The organism is Paraburkholderia guartelaensis, assembly GCF_004353905.1.
Taxonomy (GTDB): domain Bacteria; phylum Pseudomonadota; class Gammaproteobacteria; order Burkholderiales; family Burkholderiaceae; genus Paraburkholderia; species Paraburkholderia guartelaensis.
Genome location: NZ_SMOD01000003.1, coordinates 290,074 through 306,318 on the forward strand (window position 1 = coordinate 290,074; position 16,245 = coordinate 306,318).

Consider the following 16,245-nt stretch of genomic DNA (forward strand, 5'->3'; position numbering starts at 1 on the left):
ATCCCCTCACGTGACCCGCCAAGGCCTTCACGATGCCCGGATTGCGCCGGTCGGATAGGTGCTGTTCCCTCAGGGGTATGCGCCGCCGCCCACGCGAATCGTGTCTGTATTCTGCGTAGACTGTCATCCACCGGAGTTCCGGTCACCGGAAGGCTCCCATAAATAATATATCACAGCATGATATAAGCAAGTGTGCGCGGCTCACTGGCTGGAAACCGTCACAAATGTGGGTTGATGGGATGGATCAGTCCCCGTTGCTGGCCGTCGCCGCTGCGGTTCAGGCGCACGGCATCGCGCCCCGGAATGACTTTGCCGCGCTCGCGGAAAGGATGCCCTGCAATGGAGCCGTCGCGCCTGTTTTCGTGCTCTCAGCTAGACCTCGCGTGACCTGGGTGCGAGTGCTGGAGTGCCTAATAGGCGCCGCCCGTATCGATCGTCAGATAGAGCATGTCATGCTCGAGGAGCGTGATGAAATGCTCGTCCTCCTGAAAAAGTTCTTCCAGGAGGTCGCTGCTGGAAAGCACGCCGATGACGCGCCCGGACTCGATGACCGGCAGGTGCCGGATCCGCCTGGTATGCATCGACGCGAGGCACTGATCGCAAGTGTGCTCGGGTGTCACGTAAAACACCTCGGTGGTCATGATCTCGCCAACCCTCGTGCTGGCGGCGTCGCGGCCGAGCACTTCGACCTTGCGTGCGTAGTCGCGCTGGGACAGGATGCCGGCAAGCGTGCTGCCTTGCAGCACCAGTACGGTCGTCACATCCTTTTCCGCCATTAAATGCAGCGCCGCAAGCACCGTGTCATCGGGGCTGACCGAAACAACCTCGCGGGAGATCACGGACAGAATCTGCCGTGCGGTCTTCCTCTCCTTTTTCATGGCCACCTCCAGGCAGAACGGACAGCACGCACGGACTCCGCATGATCAAGGCAAACGGCACAAGATCAGTCCGCAACGCCTGGCCGATCTATTCGGTTGTGCTGAATTGCAGTGTAGGTCGTTTGCCTTACAAGGCCAGGTCGTTGGCAGTTGCACCCGCGTTATTCCCCGCGTTGCAGAGCGGGCTCGACGGTCATTGACCGATCTCTGTGCGCGCGGCTTCAGTGCGTGCGTATTGCAGGAATGCGCGCACTGCACGGGAGCGCTCGTGCCGGCGGTAAAGCAGGGCGATTTCCGAAGGAATGGGCTTGCCGTCCAGTGGCCGGTAGACGACGCCCGGCAGCGTGACGCACGTGCATAGCGAGCCGGGAACGATTGCCACCGTATGACCGAGCGATACGCTCGCGACGACTGCGACCAGCGGGCCCGGCCGCAACTCGATCTGAGGCGAAAAGCGTCCGCGCCGAGCGACTTCAAGCGTGCCGAATTCCTGCTCGGGCACCGCGAACCGTGCGTTGCGCAACTGCTGCGGCGCAATGGTTTTCTGTGCAGCCAGCGGGGAGTCTTCCGGCAGTGCGACGACGAATTCGTCCTGATACACGCGGCTGGCTTGCAACTCTTCGGGCCAGGGCATCGGGGGTCTGACGTAGGCAACATCGAGTTGCCGGCCGACGAGTCGCGCCGGGATATCGTCCATTGGAATTTCCGAAAGCTCCACGTCGATCCGGGGACGCAGGTCGCGAAACTGCGTCAAGGTCCGGCGCATGATGCCTGCAAATACCGCCGAGGCGACGTAGCCGATCTGGATGCGCCCCAGCTGTCCGCGCTCGGCCAGCAGCCCGTGCTCGTGCGCCTCGTCGAGCTGGGCAAGCGCGGCGGTGGCACGCGGAATATAAGCCTCCCCTGCCGTGGTCAGCGACACGGAACGGCGGGTGCGGTGGAACAACCGGAACTGAAGCAGGCGCTCGGCGTCCTGAATCTGTTTGGTGAGCGAAGGCGGCGCAATTCCCAACTCTTCGGCCGCGCGTGCGAAATGCAGATGCCGGGCGACCGCGAGAATGCAGCGCAAGTGACGGAGTTCCAGTGTCATAGTATTCATCCACGAATGAATAAATGTGATTTTATCTGCTATCGATTGACAACACAGCGCGCGCTAGCATCACGCCTGCAATATTCGCTTGAGGAGCGCGCATGGGAAACGAACGGAGTATCGAAGCGGTTGGGGAAGCGGTTGTCGAAGTTCCGGGACTCGGTATCGAGCCGCGCTCTGCGGGCTTCCTGCTTGCCACGGCGTCTGCGACCTGCGCGCTGATCTCGCTGGACACGAACATCGTCGCGGTCTCGCTGCCGTCGATCGCGCGTTCGTTCCACGCGGGATTCGCCGACGTCGAATGGGTCGTGAGCGCGTACATGGTGACGTTCGCATCGTGTCTGCTGCCAATGGGCGGACTCGCGGACCGCTACGGGCGCAAGAAGATGCTGGTGCTCGGCTTGCTGGTCTTCGCGCTTGCATCGCTTGGCTGTGGGCTGGCGCCGAGCGTGACGTCGTTGAATATCTTCCGCGCGGTGAAGGGCGTGGGCGCTGCGATGCTGTTGACGGCGGCGCTCGCAGTGATCGCCAACGCGTTCCCCGGCCCGCGCGAGCGCGCCCGGGCATGGGCGATCTGGGGCATGACGATGGGCATCTCGACCACCGTGGCACCGCTCGTCGGCGGCGTGATCACGCAATGGGTCGGCTGGCGGTGGATTTTCCTGCTCAATCTGCCCGTGTGCGCGGTCCTGGTCTTCTGCGCGCAGCGTGCGGTAACGGAGTCCCGCAATCCGCACGCACAACGCGTCGATTTTGCGGGAAGCCTGCTGTTCGGCATTGGGCTCGCGAGTGGAATCTGGGCCTTGATCGGCGCGCAGGACAACGGCTGGTACAGCGTCGCCACCGGCTCGCGCTTTGCCGCATGCGTGCTGTTGATCGGGTGCTTCATCGCGGTCGAAAAGCGGCTCGCGCATGCGGTCATCGATTTGTCGCTGTTCTCGCAGGCTCGGTTTGTCGCCGCGGTGCTTGGCATGTTTGGCTACGCCGCCTGTGCGCAGGTGATGATGACGTTTCTGCCGCTCTATCTGCAAAACGCGTTCGAATGGTCGCCTGTACGCGCTGGCGTCGGGATGCTCCCCTTCGCGCTCTCGATGATCGTTGGTCCGTATCTGGGCGCACGCATCGGGCGGCGCCTCGACGGCGCCACGTCGACGCTCTCCGTTGGACTCTGTCTCGTCGGCGCCGGCAATCTGCTGACCGCCGCTCTCGCGCCTTCAGGCGAGTACGGCTGGGTCGCGCTCGGCATGATCGTGACGGGCCTCGGGGCGGGCGTGCTGAACGGCGACACGCAGAAAGCCATCATGGCGTGCGTGCCCTCGCATCGCACCGGCATGGCGTCGGGCATCAGCACGACCACGCGCTTCACGGCAATCGTCACGTCGGTCGGCGTGCTGGGCGCTGTGCTCGCCACGCGCACGCGCGCCGCGATCGATGCTGCCATTGCATGTCACGGGTCGGCTGGCGCATGTGTCGACCCGCAGTTCATGTCGAATCTGCTCGCGGGCGATCTCGGCCACGCGCTTGCGCGTGTCGCCCCCGATATCCGTCTGGAGATGGCATCGATTGCGCCGGCCGGCTTCGCTACAGGGTTCGCCGCGGCGCTTGGCGTCGCCGGTTGCCTCGCGCTGGCGGTCGCCGCGCTGATCTGGCTGCTCGCGGGACGCAACAGGGCGTCCGCGCGCTCGAACGCCGTACGACCTTAGGCGGTCAGTCCAACGCGTTCCCGCGCCACGGCGCCTCGCGCAGGGCATCACCCTGATAAAACGCGGGGAAGCGTTCGAGCTGGCGAAGCGCGTCCGTCATGGAGATGTCAGCGCCTAACACGGCGCTCGAAAATCCCATGCGCTCCATCTGGAGCAACTGATCGACGAGCACCTCGCCCGTCGCGCGCAGGTCGCCTGCGAAGCCGAGCCGTCGCCTGATCAGGTAGGCCTGGCTATAGGCGCGCCCATCGGTGAACGACGGGAATTGAAGTTCCACGCGCGACGCAGCCGCAATTTCGATGGCGTAGGCAAGCGGATCGGCATCGTTCGGGAGGATCAAGGCGGACGCCGAAACATCGCCGGCATGATCCTGAGCGTCCAGAAGACGTATGCGTGAGGCGGTTTTCATGCCATGCCCTCCGTCGTGGCTCGAACCATATCGGCGGCGGCCTTGAACGGTTCGAGCCCGACGCGGCGCACCGTTTCGATGAACGTCTCGTTGCATGCGCCGCGCGGTTCGCGCAGCGCGACGTAAGCACCGATCAAGGCGTCGATGACCTCGGGCACTTCCTGTGCCGAGAAAGACGGACCGATCACCTTGCCGGGTCGCGCATCGCCGCTACGCACCGACCCGTCCGAGCCGCCGAGCGTGACCTGGTACCACTCCGCGCCGTCCTTGTCGACACCGAGTATGCCGATATGCCCGCTATGGTGGTGGCCGCACGAGTTGATGCAGCCGCTGATATGCAGGTCGATCTCGCCGATATCGTTCAGTTCGTCGAGGTCCTGGTAGCGCTCCATGATGCTTTGCGCGACCGGCAGCGACCGCGCGTTGGCGAGTGCGCAAAAATCGCCTCCGGGGCAGGCGATCATGTCGGTGAGCAGGTGCACGTTCGCGCTTGCGAGGCCAGTCGCGGATGCTGCCTGCCACAGGGCGAGCAGATCGTCGGCGTGAACCCACGGCAACACGATGTTCTGCGTGTGCGTGACACGCGCCTCGCCCGCGGAGAAGCGATCGACGAGATCCGCCACGCGTTCGAGCTGATCGGCGGAGGCATCGCCGGGTGCCTGCAGCACGCGCTTGAACGAGAGCGTGACGATGCGCAGAGACGGGTCCCTGTGCGCGGCGACGTTGCGTTCGAGCCAGCGCCGGAGTGGCGGCGTGCTCGCGGCCGCGGCCTCGAGCATGGCGCCGGCATGCGTATCGGCGGTGCGTGCCGTGTCGAGCTTCGGTGGTTCGATAAAGCAACGGCTTACCCGCTCGAACTCGGCCTGCTCTATTGTGTGCGGGCCGCCGTCGATGTCGACGATCTGCCGGAACTCTTCCTCGACTTCGTCGACGAAGCGCTGGCCCTCGGCCTTCACGAGGATCTTGATGCGCGCCTTGTACTTGTTGTCGCGGCGGCCGTACTGGTTGTACACACGCACAACGGCCTCGATGTAGTTCATGATGTGCCGCCACGGCAGGAACTCTCGCATCAGCGTGCCGATCATCGGCGTCCGACCCATGCCGCCGCCCACGGTCACGCGAAACCCCAGCTCACCCTGTTCGTCGCGCACGAGGCGCAGGCCGACGTCATGCCAGTCCGTCGCCGCACGGTCTTCGGTCGCGCCGGTGATCGCAATCTTGAACTTGCGCGGCAGGAAGGCGAACTCCGGGTGCAGCGTGGTCCACTGGCGCATGATTTCGGCGAACGGGCGCGGGTCTGCGATCTCGTCGGGCGCGACGCCCGCGCGCTCGTCGCAAGAGATATTGCGGATGCAGTTGCCGCTCGTCTGGATGCCGTGCATGTCGACCGTCGCAAGCAGGTCCATCACGTCCGCCGCCTTCGAAAGCGGTATCCAGTTGAACTGAACGTTGGTGCGTGTCGTGAAGTGGGCGTGGTGCGTGGGCAGGCGCCTCGTGCCGAGCTTGCGCTGCGCGTCGAGCGCGCGGCGGTAGACCTCGGCTTCGGGCTCGTCGTACTCGCGGGCCACGCGAGCGAGCACGCGAAGCTGTTCGCTCGACAGTTCGCCGTATGGGACAGCCACGCGCAGCATGGGCGCGTGCCGCTGCACATACCAGCCGTTTTGCAGACGCAGGGGGCGAAACGCGTCCTCGCTCAGTGTGCCTTGCTGCCAGCGCTCGATCTGATCGCGGAACTGCGCCGCGCGGCTCGCCACGAAGGCCTTGTCGAATTCGTTGTAGCGATACATGGTGACTGCGGAAATGCCGTGCAACGGCGGACAGGGAAGCGCCGACCTTATCGCGTCCGCATCGGTGTCTCAAGAAGCAGATGCCGCAGAAATGAGCGCAGCAGTAGCGTGCGGGTTCATGATACAAAGTCTGGCAGACGCGAAAGAACGACGCGCAATTCACAAAGCGAAGCGACCACCAGCCAAGAACGCGCAATGGACCGAATCGACGCCATGAAGGTTTTCGTCGCCACGCTCGACGAGGGAAGTCTCGCGGGCGCGGGCCGCCGGCTCGGCCGCTCGCCCGCGGCAGTCAGCCGGGCCATTGCGTTTCTCGAGGAGCACACCGGCACGGCGCTCCTGTACCGCACCACGCGCACGATCCGTCTGAGCGAGGCGGGCGAGCGCTATGCGCTGGCGTGCCGGCGCATTCTTGCCGATCTCGAAGAAGCCGACCTGCTCGCCGCCGACGAGCGCTCCGCGCCGCGCGGGCTGCTGGGTGTAACGGCAGCGGTGGCCGTGGGCGAGGAGGTGCTGCGCCCGATGATCGAGGAATTCATCGACCGCAACCCCGAGGTGTCGATCCGTCTGCACCTGCTCGACCGGCCCGCGAGCCTCATCGACGAGGGCATCGACGTGGCGTTGCGCATCGCGCATCTACAGGATTCGACGCTCGTCGCCATTCCAGTGGGCGAGGTGCGGCGTGTGGTGGTTGCCTCGCCCGACTATCTCGCCACGCATCCGGCCATCGAGACGCCCGCGGATCTCGCGAGCCACCCGATCATTTCGATGACGCATTTCGGGCTCGACTCGTGGAGCTTCCCGGCGGCGCGTCAGACCGCGCTGCCCCAGGTCGTGCAGTTCTCGCCGCGCTTCATCGTGAATACGATACGCGCGGCGCGGGCTTCGGCCGTGGCGGGGCATGGCGTCACGCGGCTCTTTTCGTATCACGTGGCCGAAGAGGTCGAGGCGGGCCGGCTCAGGATCGTGCTGCGCGACAGCGAGCATGGGCCGCTGCCCGCGAATCTCGTCACGCCGCACGGGCGCCTTTCGGTGCCCAAGGTGCGCAGTTTCGTCGATTTCGCCGCGCCCCGGCTGCGCGAGTACTTCGAGCAGGCCCGCCGCATTGCCGATGCCGATTGAGCGACATTCGCCTGAGCGAATATCGACCCCATTCGTTCGTGACGCGGAAGAATGACTTACGTGTCGCGGCGATTCTCTCGCCGCGCGAACTAACCTAGACTGGCTCCCATGTTCAGCGGGTGCTTCATTGCAGCCGCTCCCGGGAGTCTTAATGCATCAAGCCGTCTCGAATCCGTCCGCGCCTGCGGCCTACAACGTCTGGCGGGGCACGCTCGCCGGGGCCAGCGCAAGCCTCATCGGCATTGGCCTCGCGCGTTTCGCCTACACACCGTTGTTGCCCGCGATCATCGGCGCACACTGGTTCCCCGCCTCGACTGCCGCTTACCTCGGCGCCGCGAACCTGGGCGGCTATCTGGCCGGTGCGCTGCTCGCAGGCGCGATGGTCCGCGCCGCCAAACCCGCCACCGTCCTGCGCGCGATGATGCTGCTCGCGACCATCGCGTTCGTCGCCTGCGCGGTGCCCGTTTCGTTCCTCTGGTTCTTCGTCTGGCGCTTTGCCTCGGGCCTGTCGGGCGGCGCGCTGATGGTGCTCGCCGCACCCACGATCCTCGCGCACGTGCCGGCGGCGCGCCGCGGCTTCGCGAGCGGCGGCATCTTCACGGGCATCGGGCTCGGCATTGCCGCCTCGGGCACGATCGTGCCGATTCTGCTGCGCCAGGGCCTGACGGCCACGTGGCTCGGGCTCGCGGTCGTCTCGCTGCTGCTCACGGCCGTGGCGTGGAACGGCTGGCCCGAGCACGGCACGCCGGCGCATGCTCACGCGCCTTCACGCTTCGAACACGCCAAGGCTTACCCCCGCACGCAGCTGCGCGCGCTCTATGCCGAATACGGGCTCAACGCCGTGGGGCTCGTGCCGCACATGATCTTCCTCGTCGATTACGTGGCGCGCGGGCTGGGCCGCGGCGTGGATGCCGGTGCCGAGTTCTGGGTGCTGTATGGCATCGGCGCGATCGTCGGCCCGCTCGCAGCGGGGCACCTTGCGGACCGCTCGGGCTTCGGTCCGGCGTTGCGCGTCGCGTATCTGGTGCAGGCCGTGGCGGTTGCGATTCCGGCGCTGGGCTTCTTCGGCCCGGTGGGGCTGATGGTCTCCGCCGTGCTGGTGGGCGCCTTCACGCCCGGCATCGTGCCGCTCGTGCTCGGCCGCGTGAACGAGCTGCTCGCGCATCATCCGTCTGCCGTGAAGGCCGCGTGGAGCCGCGCCACGACGAGCTTCGCCGTGATGCAGGCGGTTGCCGCGTACGGGCTGTCGTTCGTGTTCTCGTCGAGCGGCGGCAACTACCTCGTGCTGTTCGCGATCGGCGCCGCGGCGCTCGTGCTCGCGCTCTTCGTCGATCTCTTCTCCGCGTTGGGGGCCAAGTGAATACCACCATCTCTTCTCCCGCGGCTGCGCTGCGGCAGACAAAGCCGCAGCCGCGCGGCTACTCGGAGCGCAACGCGCAGTACTGGCGGCGCAATCTCGTCGTGTGCGTGATCGGCTCGTTCACGACGCTCGTGAGCCTCAGCATGCTGCTGCCGTTCCTGCCGCTCTACGTGCGGCAGCTCGGCGTGACCTCGCAGTCCGCCGTGATCCAGTGGTCGGGCGTGGCGTTCGGCGCGACCTTCCTCGGCACGGCGCTCACCGCGCCGATCTGGGGCCGCCTTGCCGACCGCTATGGCCGCAAGCCGATGCTCGTGCGCGCGGCCATCGGCATGGCCGTGGTGATGTCGTTGATCGGTGTGGCGCACAATGTGTACGAGCTCGTCGCGCTGCGTCTGATCGCCGGCCTCGTGGGTGGCTACGCGTCGGCTTCCACGGTGATGGTCGGCACCCAGGCGCCGCGCGAGCGGGCGGGCTGGGCGCTCGGCATTCTTTCCACGGGCGCGCTCGCGGGCAATCTCGTCGGGCCGCTGGTGGGCGGCGTGCTGCCCGGCTGGATCGGCATTCGCGGCACCTTTTTCGCCGGGGGCGCGATGATCGCCGTGGCGGCGCTCCTGACCATCTTCGTCGTGAAGGAAGAGTTTCATCCAGAAAGCGACGCGAAACCGCACGCAAGCAACGCGGCGGCCGGTTCGGGCAGTGGCGTGCGGCGCCCCGACTATGCGGTGGTGGCCGCGCTGCTCGTGACCGCGATGATGGTGCTGCTCGCCAACATGTCGATCGAGCCCGTCATCACGGTGTATATCGGCAGTCTGGGCGTGGGCGCGGCGCATCTCGCGCGCGTGGCGGGCGTGGTCATGGCATGCTCGGCGCTTGGCAGCATGCTCACGGCGGCGCGCCTCGGCGCGCTGGCCGACCGCTTCGGGAGCTGGCGCGTGATCGTCGTCTGCCTCGTGCTCACGGGGCTCGCGATGGTGCCGCAGGCGTTCGTCACACACTGGTGGCAGCTCGCGGGACTGCGCGTGGTGATGGGCATGACGCTCGCGGGCCTCTTGCCTTCCATCGGCAAGCTCGCGCGGCAGTCGGTGGACGAAAGCAAAACGGGCCGCATGCTCGGCTATTTGCAGTCGGCGCAATTCAGCGGCCAGGTGGTGGGCCCGGTGATCGGCGGCGTGATCGGCGTTCACTTCGGTCTGCACGCGGTTTTCTTCGCGACCGGCGCGCTGCTGGTCGCATGCGGCGGACTCGCGCACTGGGCGCAGCGCCGCGCTCACGCTTGAAACTGGAACGCATCCGGAGGGAACGCAACATGAGCACTCAAGTGGACGAACGGGCGTTGCTGCGCTCGCTCGGCATTCAGAAGCCGATCATCCAGGCGCCGATGGCGGGCACCACCACGCCGGCGCTGGCCGCCGCCGTGTCGAATGCGGGCGCGCTCGGCTCGCTCGGCGTGGCCGCGATGAACGCGGAGAACGCGCGCCGCGCGATCCACCAGACGCGCGAGCTGACGGCCAAGCCGTTCAACATCAACGTGTTCTGCCATCGCCCGGCCACGGCCGACGCGGCTGTGGAGCGCGCGTGGCTCGACTGGCTCGCGCCGGTGTTCGAGCAATACGGCGCGAAGCCGCCTGCGTCGCTCTCGGAGATCTACACGAGCTTTGTCGTGGACAAGGCCATGCAGACCATGCTGCTGGAAGAGAAGCCGGCCGTGGTGAGCTTCCATTTCGGCCTGCCGCCCGATGCGGTGATCGCCGAGCTCAAGCACGCGGGCGTCCGTTTGTTTGCGAGCGCAACGAATCTCGACGAAGCGGCCGCAGCGGTGGAAGCGGGCGTGGATGCGATCGTCGCGCAGGGTGTGGAGGCGGGCGGCCATCGCGGCGTGTTCGATCAGAATGCACGCGACGACGGCCTCGGCACGTTTGCGCTCACGCGCCTGCTGGTGAGCGAATTCGACGTGCCCGTGATCGCGGCGGGCGGCATCATGGACGGCGCGGGCATTGCGGCCGCGCTTGCGCTGGGCGCGCAGGCGGCGCAACTGGGCACGGCGTTCGTGGCGTGCCCGGAGAGCGCGGCCGACGAAGGCTATCGCGCTGCCTTACTCGGCGACGCGGCGCGCCACACGACGTTCACGTCGGCGATCTCGGGGCGGCTTGCGCGCAGCATCGTCAACCGCTTCACCGCGCTAGGCGAGGACCCGAAGGCGCCGCGCGTTCCGTCGTATCCGATCACGTACGACGCCGGTAAGTCGCTGATCGCGGCTGCGAAGGCCAAGGGCGAGTTCGGCTACGGCGCGCAGTGGGCGGGCCAGGCCGCGCCGCTCGCGCGCGCGTTGCCGGCGGCGGAACTGGTGGCGCAACTGGAGCGTGAGACGCGCGAGAGCATCGCACGGTTGCAGTCGGTGTGGGCTTGAGCGGTATTTGATCGACGCAAACGGGAAGATCGGCACGCGCGATGGATGCGCGTGCCGATGTTCCTTTAGATGGCGGCAAAGACGGCTTCAGGCGGGCAGAATCTGCGCGATCACCACGAGTTCGACGGGCAAATCGAGGGGCAGTCGCGCATGCGAGAACGCGGAGCGCGCGTGCCCGGCCTTCTCGCCGAGCGCCGCGGCGAAGAGATCCGACGCGGCGTCGAGCACGACGGGCTGCTCGAGAAAGCCTTCGGCGCTGCTCACGTGGCCTTCCATGCGCACGATGTGATGCAGGCGCTCGAAGCTGCCCAGGTGCCGCTTGATCTGCGCGAGCACGTTCAAGGCGGTGAGTTGCGCGGCCTCGCGGCCTTGTTCGAGCGTCAGTTCCGCACCCACGCGTCCGCTCCAGCGCAGCTTGCCGTCGAGGAGCGGCCCCTGGCCGGAGATGAAGAGCAGATTGCCCGCCTCGGAAGCTGCTCTGTAGTTGCCCAGCGGTTGCGGCGCGGTGGGCAGGGCGAGACCGAGATCGGCAAGTTTTTGTTCGACGGACACAGTGTTCTCCTCGAGTGGTGGTGAGCATTCGCCTCATGTCGGACGCATCAGAATAGAACTAAAGCATCTGGCGCGAGCAGGAGCAATCAGGAGAAAAGGGCATGCAACGCAAATTCGACGATCTGCTGCTGGGCAGCATTGAACTGTTCTGCCAGGCGGCGGAGCTGGGCAGCTTCACGCTGGCAGCCAATGCGGCGAGCGTCACGCCCGCCGCGGTGAGCCGATCCGTGGCGCGGCTCGAAGAGCGGCTCGGCGTGCGTCTGTTCGTGCGCACGACGCGCCAGATCCGCCTGACCGATGCGGGGCGGCGCTACTTCGAGCAGTGCCGCCAGGCGCTCTCGCAACTCGTGGACGCCGAGCGTGAAGTCACGGGCGAGCAGACCACGCCGGCCGGCGTGCTGCGCATCAGCATGCCCACGCCCTACGGGCACTATCGCGTGCTGCCGCTCCTGCCCGCGTTTCGCGAGCGCTATCCGGAGGTGCGCGTCGACACGCATCTGAGCAACCGCAACATCGACTTCGCCGACGAAGGGTTCGACCTGGCGATTCGCGGGCGCGCGCCGGCCGATTCGAACCTGGTGGCGCGCAAGCTCGAAGACGCGGAGATGGTGGTGGTGGCAACGCCCGCTTACCTTAAGCGCGCGGGCGTACCCAAGACGGTGGCCGATCTGCAGTCGCACGAATGCATACAGTTCGAACTGCCAAGTAGTGGACGTCATCTCGCGTGGACGTTCGACGGCAATGTCAATGAAGATGGCGATGTGATCACGAGCGGAAGTTACGGAACGTCGGGCGACGCGCTTGCCGGCGTGACGCTCGCGCGCGCGGGGGCGGGGCTGTTCCAGACGTATCGCTTCGTCGTGGCGGACGACTTGCGCGAAGGCCGGCTCGTGGAAGTGCTGCGCGAGGAGGGTGGGCGTACCCGGCCGTTCATCCTGCTGTATCCGCATGCACGTTATTTGACGTCGCGGGTGCGGGCGTTCGTGGATTTTCTGGTGGAGCAGCTGGCGGCGCCCGCGGTTGTGCCGAAAGCGAAAATCGGGATGGCAAAGCGTTGAAGCGCGACTAGCGGAATAGCCTCGCCGCTGGATCGTTTACGCAAAACGCGGGGCGCGCGAAGCACGGTGCGTTCACTGGCCGCGCGAGTCGTCCTGGCGTTCCGGACCGTCCCCGCGAGAAGGAGGTGTCAGATGAAAGCTTCTCGCTCGTTGTCTGCATGTCGTTCTTACTTCGGCCGGAATCGGGCGGCGCTCGTACCGCGACTGCGTGACCTGGCGTTGGGCGCCGGGCTCTTCGCGCTTTCGCTGGGAACGGTCCGCGCCGACGACCTGCAGGCGATCCTGCCGCCGCCGTTCGCGACTTCGTCGACCGTTCCGACCAACGGCGACGTCAATCCCTACGGCATTGCATTCGTACCGGTCGGCGTGCCCTCATGGAGCACGCTCAAACCCGGCGACGTGGTGGTGTCCAACTTCAATGCGAAATCGAATCTGCAAGGCACCGGCACGACGATCGTGAAGCTCGTTCCGAATAGCCCGCCAGTGACGTTCTTCCAGGGCGCCAACCTTGGTCTCACGACGGCGCTCGCCGTGCTGAGAAGCGGCTTCGTGCTGGTGGGCAACGTGCCGACCACGAACGGCAAGGACGTCATCGCGCCGGGCTCGCTTCTCGTCCTCAATCCGCAGGGCCGGCTCGTCAAGGAACTGAAAGATGTGCGGCTGCTCGACGGCCCCTGGGACCTCGCCGTGATCGACGGCGGGCAAGTCGTGAAGGTCTTCGTCTCGGACGTGCTCAACGGCACCGTCGCGCGGATCGACCTCGCGATCGGCGAGAACGGCGTGACGGAGATGCCGTCCTCGACGATCGTCGCTTCGGGCTACATGCATCGCACCGATCCGAATGCACTGGTCGTCGGCCCGACGGGGCTCGCCTATGACGGCCAGCACGACGTGCTCTACGTCGCCTCGACGGGCGACAACGCCGTGTTCGCCATCTACGGCGCGGCGGGTGCGAGTCATAGCGGCGGCGTGGGGAGGCTGATCTATCAGGACAACACGCACCTGCACGGACCGCTTGCCCTTGCGCTCGCCCCCAACGGGCATCTCGTCACGGCCAACGGCGATGCCGTGAATGCCGACCCGCAACAGCCCAGCGAGATCGTCGAATTCACCGTGGACGGCCAGTTCGTCGCGCAGATGTCGGTCGATCCCACGTCGGGTTCTGCGTTCGGGCTCGCATTTGGCATGGACAGCCAGCACCACTCGCAGTTTGCCGCCGTAGACGACACCACCAATGCGGCAACAGTCTGGACGCTGCGTACGGGTAATTGACCGACAACTGATCGACAACAACGCGACGTCACGACTTACGGCTCGCTTCGAGGCGCGCGGGCGGGCCGGGCAATGGCAAGCGGTTAGCCGCATCGCGGCGAGCGACCTTGCGGCCCTTTGGTTCGCTGCCGAACAAACGCGGGTAGATCTCGCACGTCGAGCCGCCGGGCCGAAACCGGATGCGGCATACTGGAAAGCGAACCACACGTTTGCTTCCACAGAGAGCCGCGATGATCTTTCGCCAGCTTTTCGACCCCGTATCGTCCACCTATACCTACCTGCTCGGCGACCCCGAAAGCGGCGAGGCGCTGCTGATCGACCCTGTCTACGAGCAGGTGCCGCGCGACCTCGCGCTGCTGCAGGAACTGGGCCTGCGCCTGCAGGCGACGCTCGACACCCATGTGCACGCCGATCATGTCACGGGCGCGTGGCGCTTGCGCGAGCGCAGCGGCAGCCAAATCGCGCTCGCCGAAGTGGTGGGCGCCGAGGGCGTGAACCGTCCACTGCGGCACGGCGATCGCATCGCCTTCGGCAAACGGTATCTGGAAGTGCGCGCCACGCCCGGTCACACCAGCGGCTGCCTGACCTACGTGCTCGACGACGCAAGCATGGCCTTCACCGGCGACAGCCTGTTGATACGCGGCTGCGGCCGCACCGATTTTCAGGGCGGGAGCGCGGAACAGCTGTTCACCTCCGTGCGCGAGCAGATCCTCACGCTGCCCGACGACTGCCTGCTCTACCCGGCGCACGACTATCGCGGCATCACGGTCACGAGCGTGGCGGAGGAGCGGCGCTTCAACCCGCGCCTGGGCGGAGACGTCGATCTCGGCGATTTCGCGGGCTACATGCACAACCTGAATTTGCCGCACCCCAAGCAGATGGCCGTTGCGGTGCCCGCCAACCTGCGCTGCGGCAAGCCCGAAGGCGACGCGCCGATCCAGGAAACGCCCGACTGGGCGCCGCTCACGCTGCGCTTTAGCGGCGTGTGGGAAATCGAGCCCATGGCGTTGCTGGAGCATGCGGCGGCGCTGCAGATCGTCGACGTGCGCGAGGCGCCCGAGTTCATCGACCATCTCGGCCATCTGCCCGATGCGAAGCTCGTGCCGCTCTCGCAACTGATGGCGCGCATCGACGAGCTCGATCGCGACCGGCCGGTCGTGGCGGTGTGCCGCTCCGGCGTGCGCTCCGCGCAGGCAAGCGTATTGCTGACCAAGGCGGGCTTCGGCAAGGTGGCCAATCTCGCTGGCGGCATGTTGCGCTGGAAGGCCGAGGGATTGCCCGTTGCGCCGTGCAGCCCGTGATGACGCCCTGGAGGAGACGAACATGACAGCCCACGACTTCGCCGAGTTTTCCTGGGACGAACAGGAAGACGTCAAGGCTGTGCTCGCGAGCCGGGGGCTCGACCTGGGCGAGTTCCGGATCTCGGACAACGAGAAAACGGCCGACGGCGGCGAGCGCGCGGCGATCCGCCAGGTATCCGTCACACGGATCGCCAACGGCAAGACGGCCACCTACGACACCGACCACTTCGCCCCGTGGATCACCGATTTCGACGAAGCGCTGCAGGCCGGCGAGTTCGACGACTGAACCCGATGGTGGAGAGCCGGCGCCGATAACGCCGACGAGGCCACGTTCGGTCCTCCGCGCATGGCTGGCGTACACTCGTGCCCTTGGGAAAGGATTCGGGAACGAGGAGCCAGGCTTGCCATGACGAACGCCACGGTGCTTGAGGGCCGGAACGATCACTGGCTCGTCGCGCGGCGCGATGCGCAAACGGGCATCGAAAGTTTGCGCGCGCATTTCAGCGGCCACGCCTATGACCCCCACGATCACGACGACATGCTGATCGGCTATACGGAGCAGGGCGTGCAGCGCTTTCAGTGTCATCGGTCGCTGCATACGAGCGTGCCGGGCCGGGCGATCCTGATCGAGCCGGGCGCGCTGCACGATGGCCACGCGCCCGAGCCGGGCGGCTTCACCTACGCGATGCTTTACCTGCCGCAGCCGTGGGTCGAGCGTGCGGCGCGCAGGCTGAACATTGCGGGCCTGGGCGGCGTGGCGGCGGCTTTCGGCCAGACGCTCGTGGACGACCCGCGCCTGACCGATGCGATCCGCCGTGCATTTCTCGCGCTATACGGCGAGGAGGGGCGGCTCGCGCGCGACGAGGCGCTCGACCGGATGCTGGAGCACCTGGGCGGGCATCTGCTCGATACGGCCGGGGCGGCGACCTCCGCGCCGCCCTCGCTGGCCCGTGTGCGCGACCTCCTGCACGAACACATGAGCGCGAACATCGGGCTCGATGAACTCGTCGATAGCTCGGGCATCGACCGGTTTCGTCTGACGCGCCTGTTCCAGCGCGAGTTCGGCACGTCGCCCCATGCGTACCTCGTGCGCCTGCGCCTGCGCGCCGCGCGCAGGCTGCTGGCGGCGGGCCATACGCCGGCCCAGGTTGCCGCGGAAGTGGGCTTTGCCGACCAGAGCCATCTCGGCCGCTGGTTTCGCCGCGCGTACCGCATGACACCGGCCACCTACCGGCGCATGTGCACGCGCATGGATACGGACACGCCGGCTTAGACGCATCCCGCAAGCAATCTCATATCGATTTCA

At 66.5% G+C, this 16,245-nt stretch carries 15 protein-coding genes; 10 read left to right on the forward strand and 5 right to left on the reverse strand.

Features of this window, described 5'->3' with window-relative positions:
- Window positions 1-410: 410 nt before the first annotated feature.
- Together E1N52_RS05775 and E1N52_RS05780 are read right to left on the reverse strand one after the other, a co-directional pair.
- On the reverse strand, window positions 411-878 hold the full coding sequence (locus E1N52_RS05775; RefSeq protein WP_133181009.1) for a CBS domain-containing protein: 468 nt from the start codon (window positions 876-878) through the stop codon (window positions 411-413).
- Between the two features lie 193 nt (window positions 879-1,071).
- Window positions 1,072-1,968 (reverse strand): LysR family transcriptional regulator, encoded by an 897-nt coding sequence (locus E1N52_RS05780; protein WP_133181011.1) that lies wholly within the window; start codon window positions 1,966-1,968, stop codon window positions 1,072-1,074.
- 101 nt (window positions 1,969-2,069) lie between these two features.
- Here E1N52_RS05780 and E1N52_RS05785 point away from each other — a divergent pair, with 101 nt between their 5' ends.
- A complete protein-coding gene (locus E1N52_RS05785; protein WP_133181012.1) occupies window positions 2,070-3,671 on the forward strand; it encodes an MFS transporter in 1,602 nt (533 codons plus the stop codon).
- A 4-nt stretch (window positions 3,672-3,675) separates the two neighbouring features.
- Here the strand turns inward: E1N52_RS05785 and E1N52_RS05790 are convergent, their stop codons facing one another.
- Window positions 3,676-4,080 carry a DUF934 domain-containing protein gene (locus tag E1N52_RS05790; protein WP_133181014.1) on the reverse strand — a complete coding sequence of 135 codons (405 nt, stop codon included), beginning with the start codon at window positions 4,078-4,080 and terminating at the stop codon, window positions 3,676-3,678.
- Window positions 4,077-5,867 carry a nitrite/sulfite reductase gene (locus tag E1N52_RS05795; RefSeq protein WP_133181016.1) on the reverse strand — a complete coding sequence of 597 codons (1,791 nt, stop codon included), beginning with the start codon at window positions 5,865-5,867 and terminating at the stop codon, window positions 4,077-4,079. Before E1N52_RS05795 ends, E1N52_RS05790 begins: the two co-directional genes overlap by 4 nt.
- A 195-nt stretch (window positions 5,868-6,062) precedes the next feature.
- Between E1N52_RS05795 and E1N52_RS05800 the strand changes: the two genes are divergently transcribed.
- The 4 genes from E1N52_RS05800 (at window position 6,063) to E1N52_RS05815 (ending at window position 10,756) form a co-directional block, all read left to right on the forward strand.
- Window positions 6,063-6,989: a LysR family transcriptional regulator gene (locus E1N52_RS05800; protein WP_133181018.1), complete on the forward strand. Its 927-nt coding sequence runs from the start codon at window positions 6,063-6,065 to the stop codon at window positions 6,987-6,989.
- A gap of 151 nt (window positions 6,990-7,140) precedes the next feature.
- Complete coding sequence (locus E1N52_RS05805) at window positions 7,141-8,349, forward strand: YbfB/YjiJ family MFS transporter (RefSeq protein ID WP_133181020.1); 1,209 nt, start codon at window positions 7,141-7,143, stop codon at window positions 8,347-8,349.
- Window positions 8,346-9,626, forward strand: coding sequence for an MFS transporter (locus tag E1N52_RS05810; RefSeq protein WP_205965575.1), 1,281 nt, complete (start codon window positions 8,346-8,348; stop codon window positions 9,624-9,626). Before E1N52_RS05805 ends, E1N52_RS05810 begins: the two co-directional genes overlap by 4 nt.
- A 29-nt stretch (window positions 9,627-9,655) precedes the next feature.
- Window positions 9,656-10,756, forward strand: a complete 1,101-nt coding sequence (locus E1N52_RS05815; protein ID WP_133181021.1) for an NAD(P)H-dependent flavin oxidoreductase — start codon at window positions 9,656-9,658, stop codon at window positions 10,754-10,756.
- 87 nt (window positions 10,757-10,843) lie between these two features.
- On the opposite strand, the gene E1N52_RS05820 is transcribed toward E1N52_RS05815, so the two are convergent.
- Window positions 10,844-11,308 (reverse strand): RidA family protein, encoded by a 465-nt coding sequence (locus E1N52_RS05820; protein WP_133181023.1) that lies wholly within the window; start codon window positions 11,306-11,308, stop codon window positions 10,844-10,846.
- A 101-nt stretch (window positions 11,309-11,409) separates the two neighbouring features.
- Between E1N52_RS05820 and E1N52_RS05825 the strand changes: the two genes are divergently transcribed.
- The 5 genes from E1N52_RS05825 (at window position 11,410) to E1N52_RS05845 (ending at window position 16,212) form a co-directional block, all read left to right on the forward strand.
- On the forward strand, window positions 11,410-12,366 hold the full coding sequence (locus tag E1N52_RS05825; RefSeq protein ID WP_133181025.1) for a LysR family transcriptional regulator: 957 nt from the start codon (window positions 11,410-11,412) through the stop codon (window positions 12,364-12,366).
- A gap of 132 nt (window positions 12,367-12,498) precedes the next feature.
- Entirely contained in the window at window positions 12,499-13,638 is a 1,140-nt protein-coding gene (locus E1N52_RS05830) for an NHL repeat-containing protein (protein WP_246088968.1), read from the forward strand.
- 230 nt (window positions 13,639-13,868) lie between these two features.
- Entirely contained in the window at window positions 13,869-14,939 is a 1,071-nt protein-coding gene (locus E1N52_RS05835) for an MBL fold metallo-hydrolase (RefSeq protein ID WP_133181027.1), read from the forward strand.
- A gap of 22 nt (window positions 14,940-14,961) precedes the next feature.
- Entirely contained in the window at window positions 14,962-15,225 is a 264-nt protein-coding gene (locus tag E1N52_RS05840) for a hypothetical protein (RefSeq protein WP_133181029.1), read from the forward strand.
- Between the two features lie 120 nt (window positions 15,226-15,345).
- Complete coding sequence (locus tag E1N52_RS05845) at window positions 15,346-16,212, forward strand: AraC family transcriptional regulator (protein WP_133181031.1); 867 nt, start codon at window positions 15,346-15,348, stop codon at window positions 16,210-16,212.
- The last annotated feature ends 33 nt before the right edge of the window (window positions 16,213-16,245 follow it).

Coding starts and splice junctions, on each gene's coding strand:
- E1N52_RS05795 (WP_133181016.1), bottom strand. CDS start 5,867: ATGTATCGCTACAACGAATTCGACAAGGCCTTCGTGGCGAGCCGCGCG.
- E1N52_RS05780 (WP_133181011.1), bottom strand. CDS start 1,968: ATGACACTGGAACTCCGTCACTTGCGCTGCATTCTCGCGGTCGCCCGG.
- E1N52_RS05785 (WP_133181012.1), top strand. CDS start 2,070: ATGGGAAACGAACGGAGTATCGAAGCGGTTGGGGAAGCGGTTGTCGAA.
- E1N52_RS05840 (WP_133181029.1), top strand. CDS start 14,962: ATGACAGCCCACGACTTCGCCGAGTTTTCCTGGGACGAACAGGAAGAC.
- E1N52_RS05815 (WP_133181021.1), top strand. CDS start 9,656: ATGAGCACTCAAGTGGACGAACGGGCGTTGCTGCGCTCGCTCGGCATT.
- E1N52_RS05790 (WP_133181014.1), bottom strand. CDS start 4,080: ATGAAAACCGCCTCACGCATACGTCTTCTGGACGCTCAGGATCATGCC.
- E1N52_RS05830 (WP_246088968.1), top strand. CDS start 12,499: ATGAAAGCTTCTCGCTCGTTGTCTGCATGTCGTTCTTACTTCGGCCGG.
- E1N52_RS05800 (WP_133181018.1), top strand. CDS start 6,063: ATGGACCGAATCGACGCCATGAAGGTTTTCGTCGCCACGCTCGACGAG.
- E1N52_RS05805 (WP_133181020.1), top strand. CDS start 7,141: ATGCATCAAGCCGTCTCGAATCCGTCCGCGCCTGCGGCCTACAACGTC.
- E1N52_RS05845 (WP_133181031.1), top strand. CDS start 15,346: ATGACGAACGCCACGGTGCTTGAGGGCCGGAACGATCACTGGCTCGTC.
- E1N52_RS05825 (WP_133181025.1), top strand. CDS start 11,410: ATGCAACGCAAATTCGACGATCTGCTGCTGGGCAGCATTGAACTGTTC.
- E1N52_RS05775 (WP_133181009.1), bottom strand. CDS start 878: ATGAAAAAGGAGAGGAAGACCGCACGGCAGATTCTGTCCGTGATCTCC.
- E1N52_RS05835 (WP_133181027.1), top strand. CDS start 13,869: ATGATCTTTCGCCAGCTTTTCGACCCCGTATCGTCCACCTATACCTAC.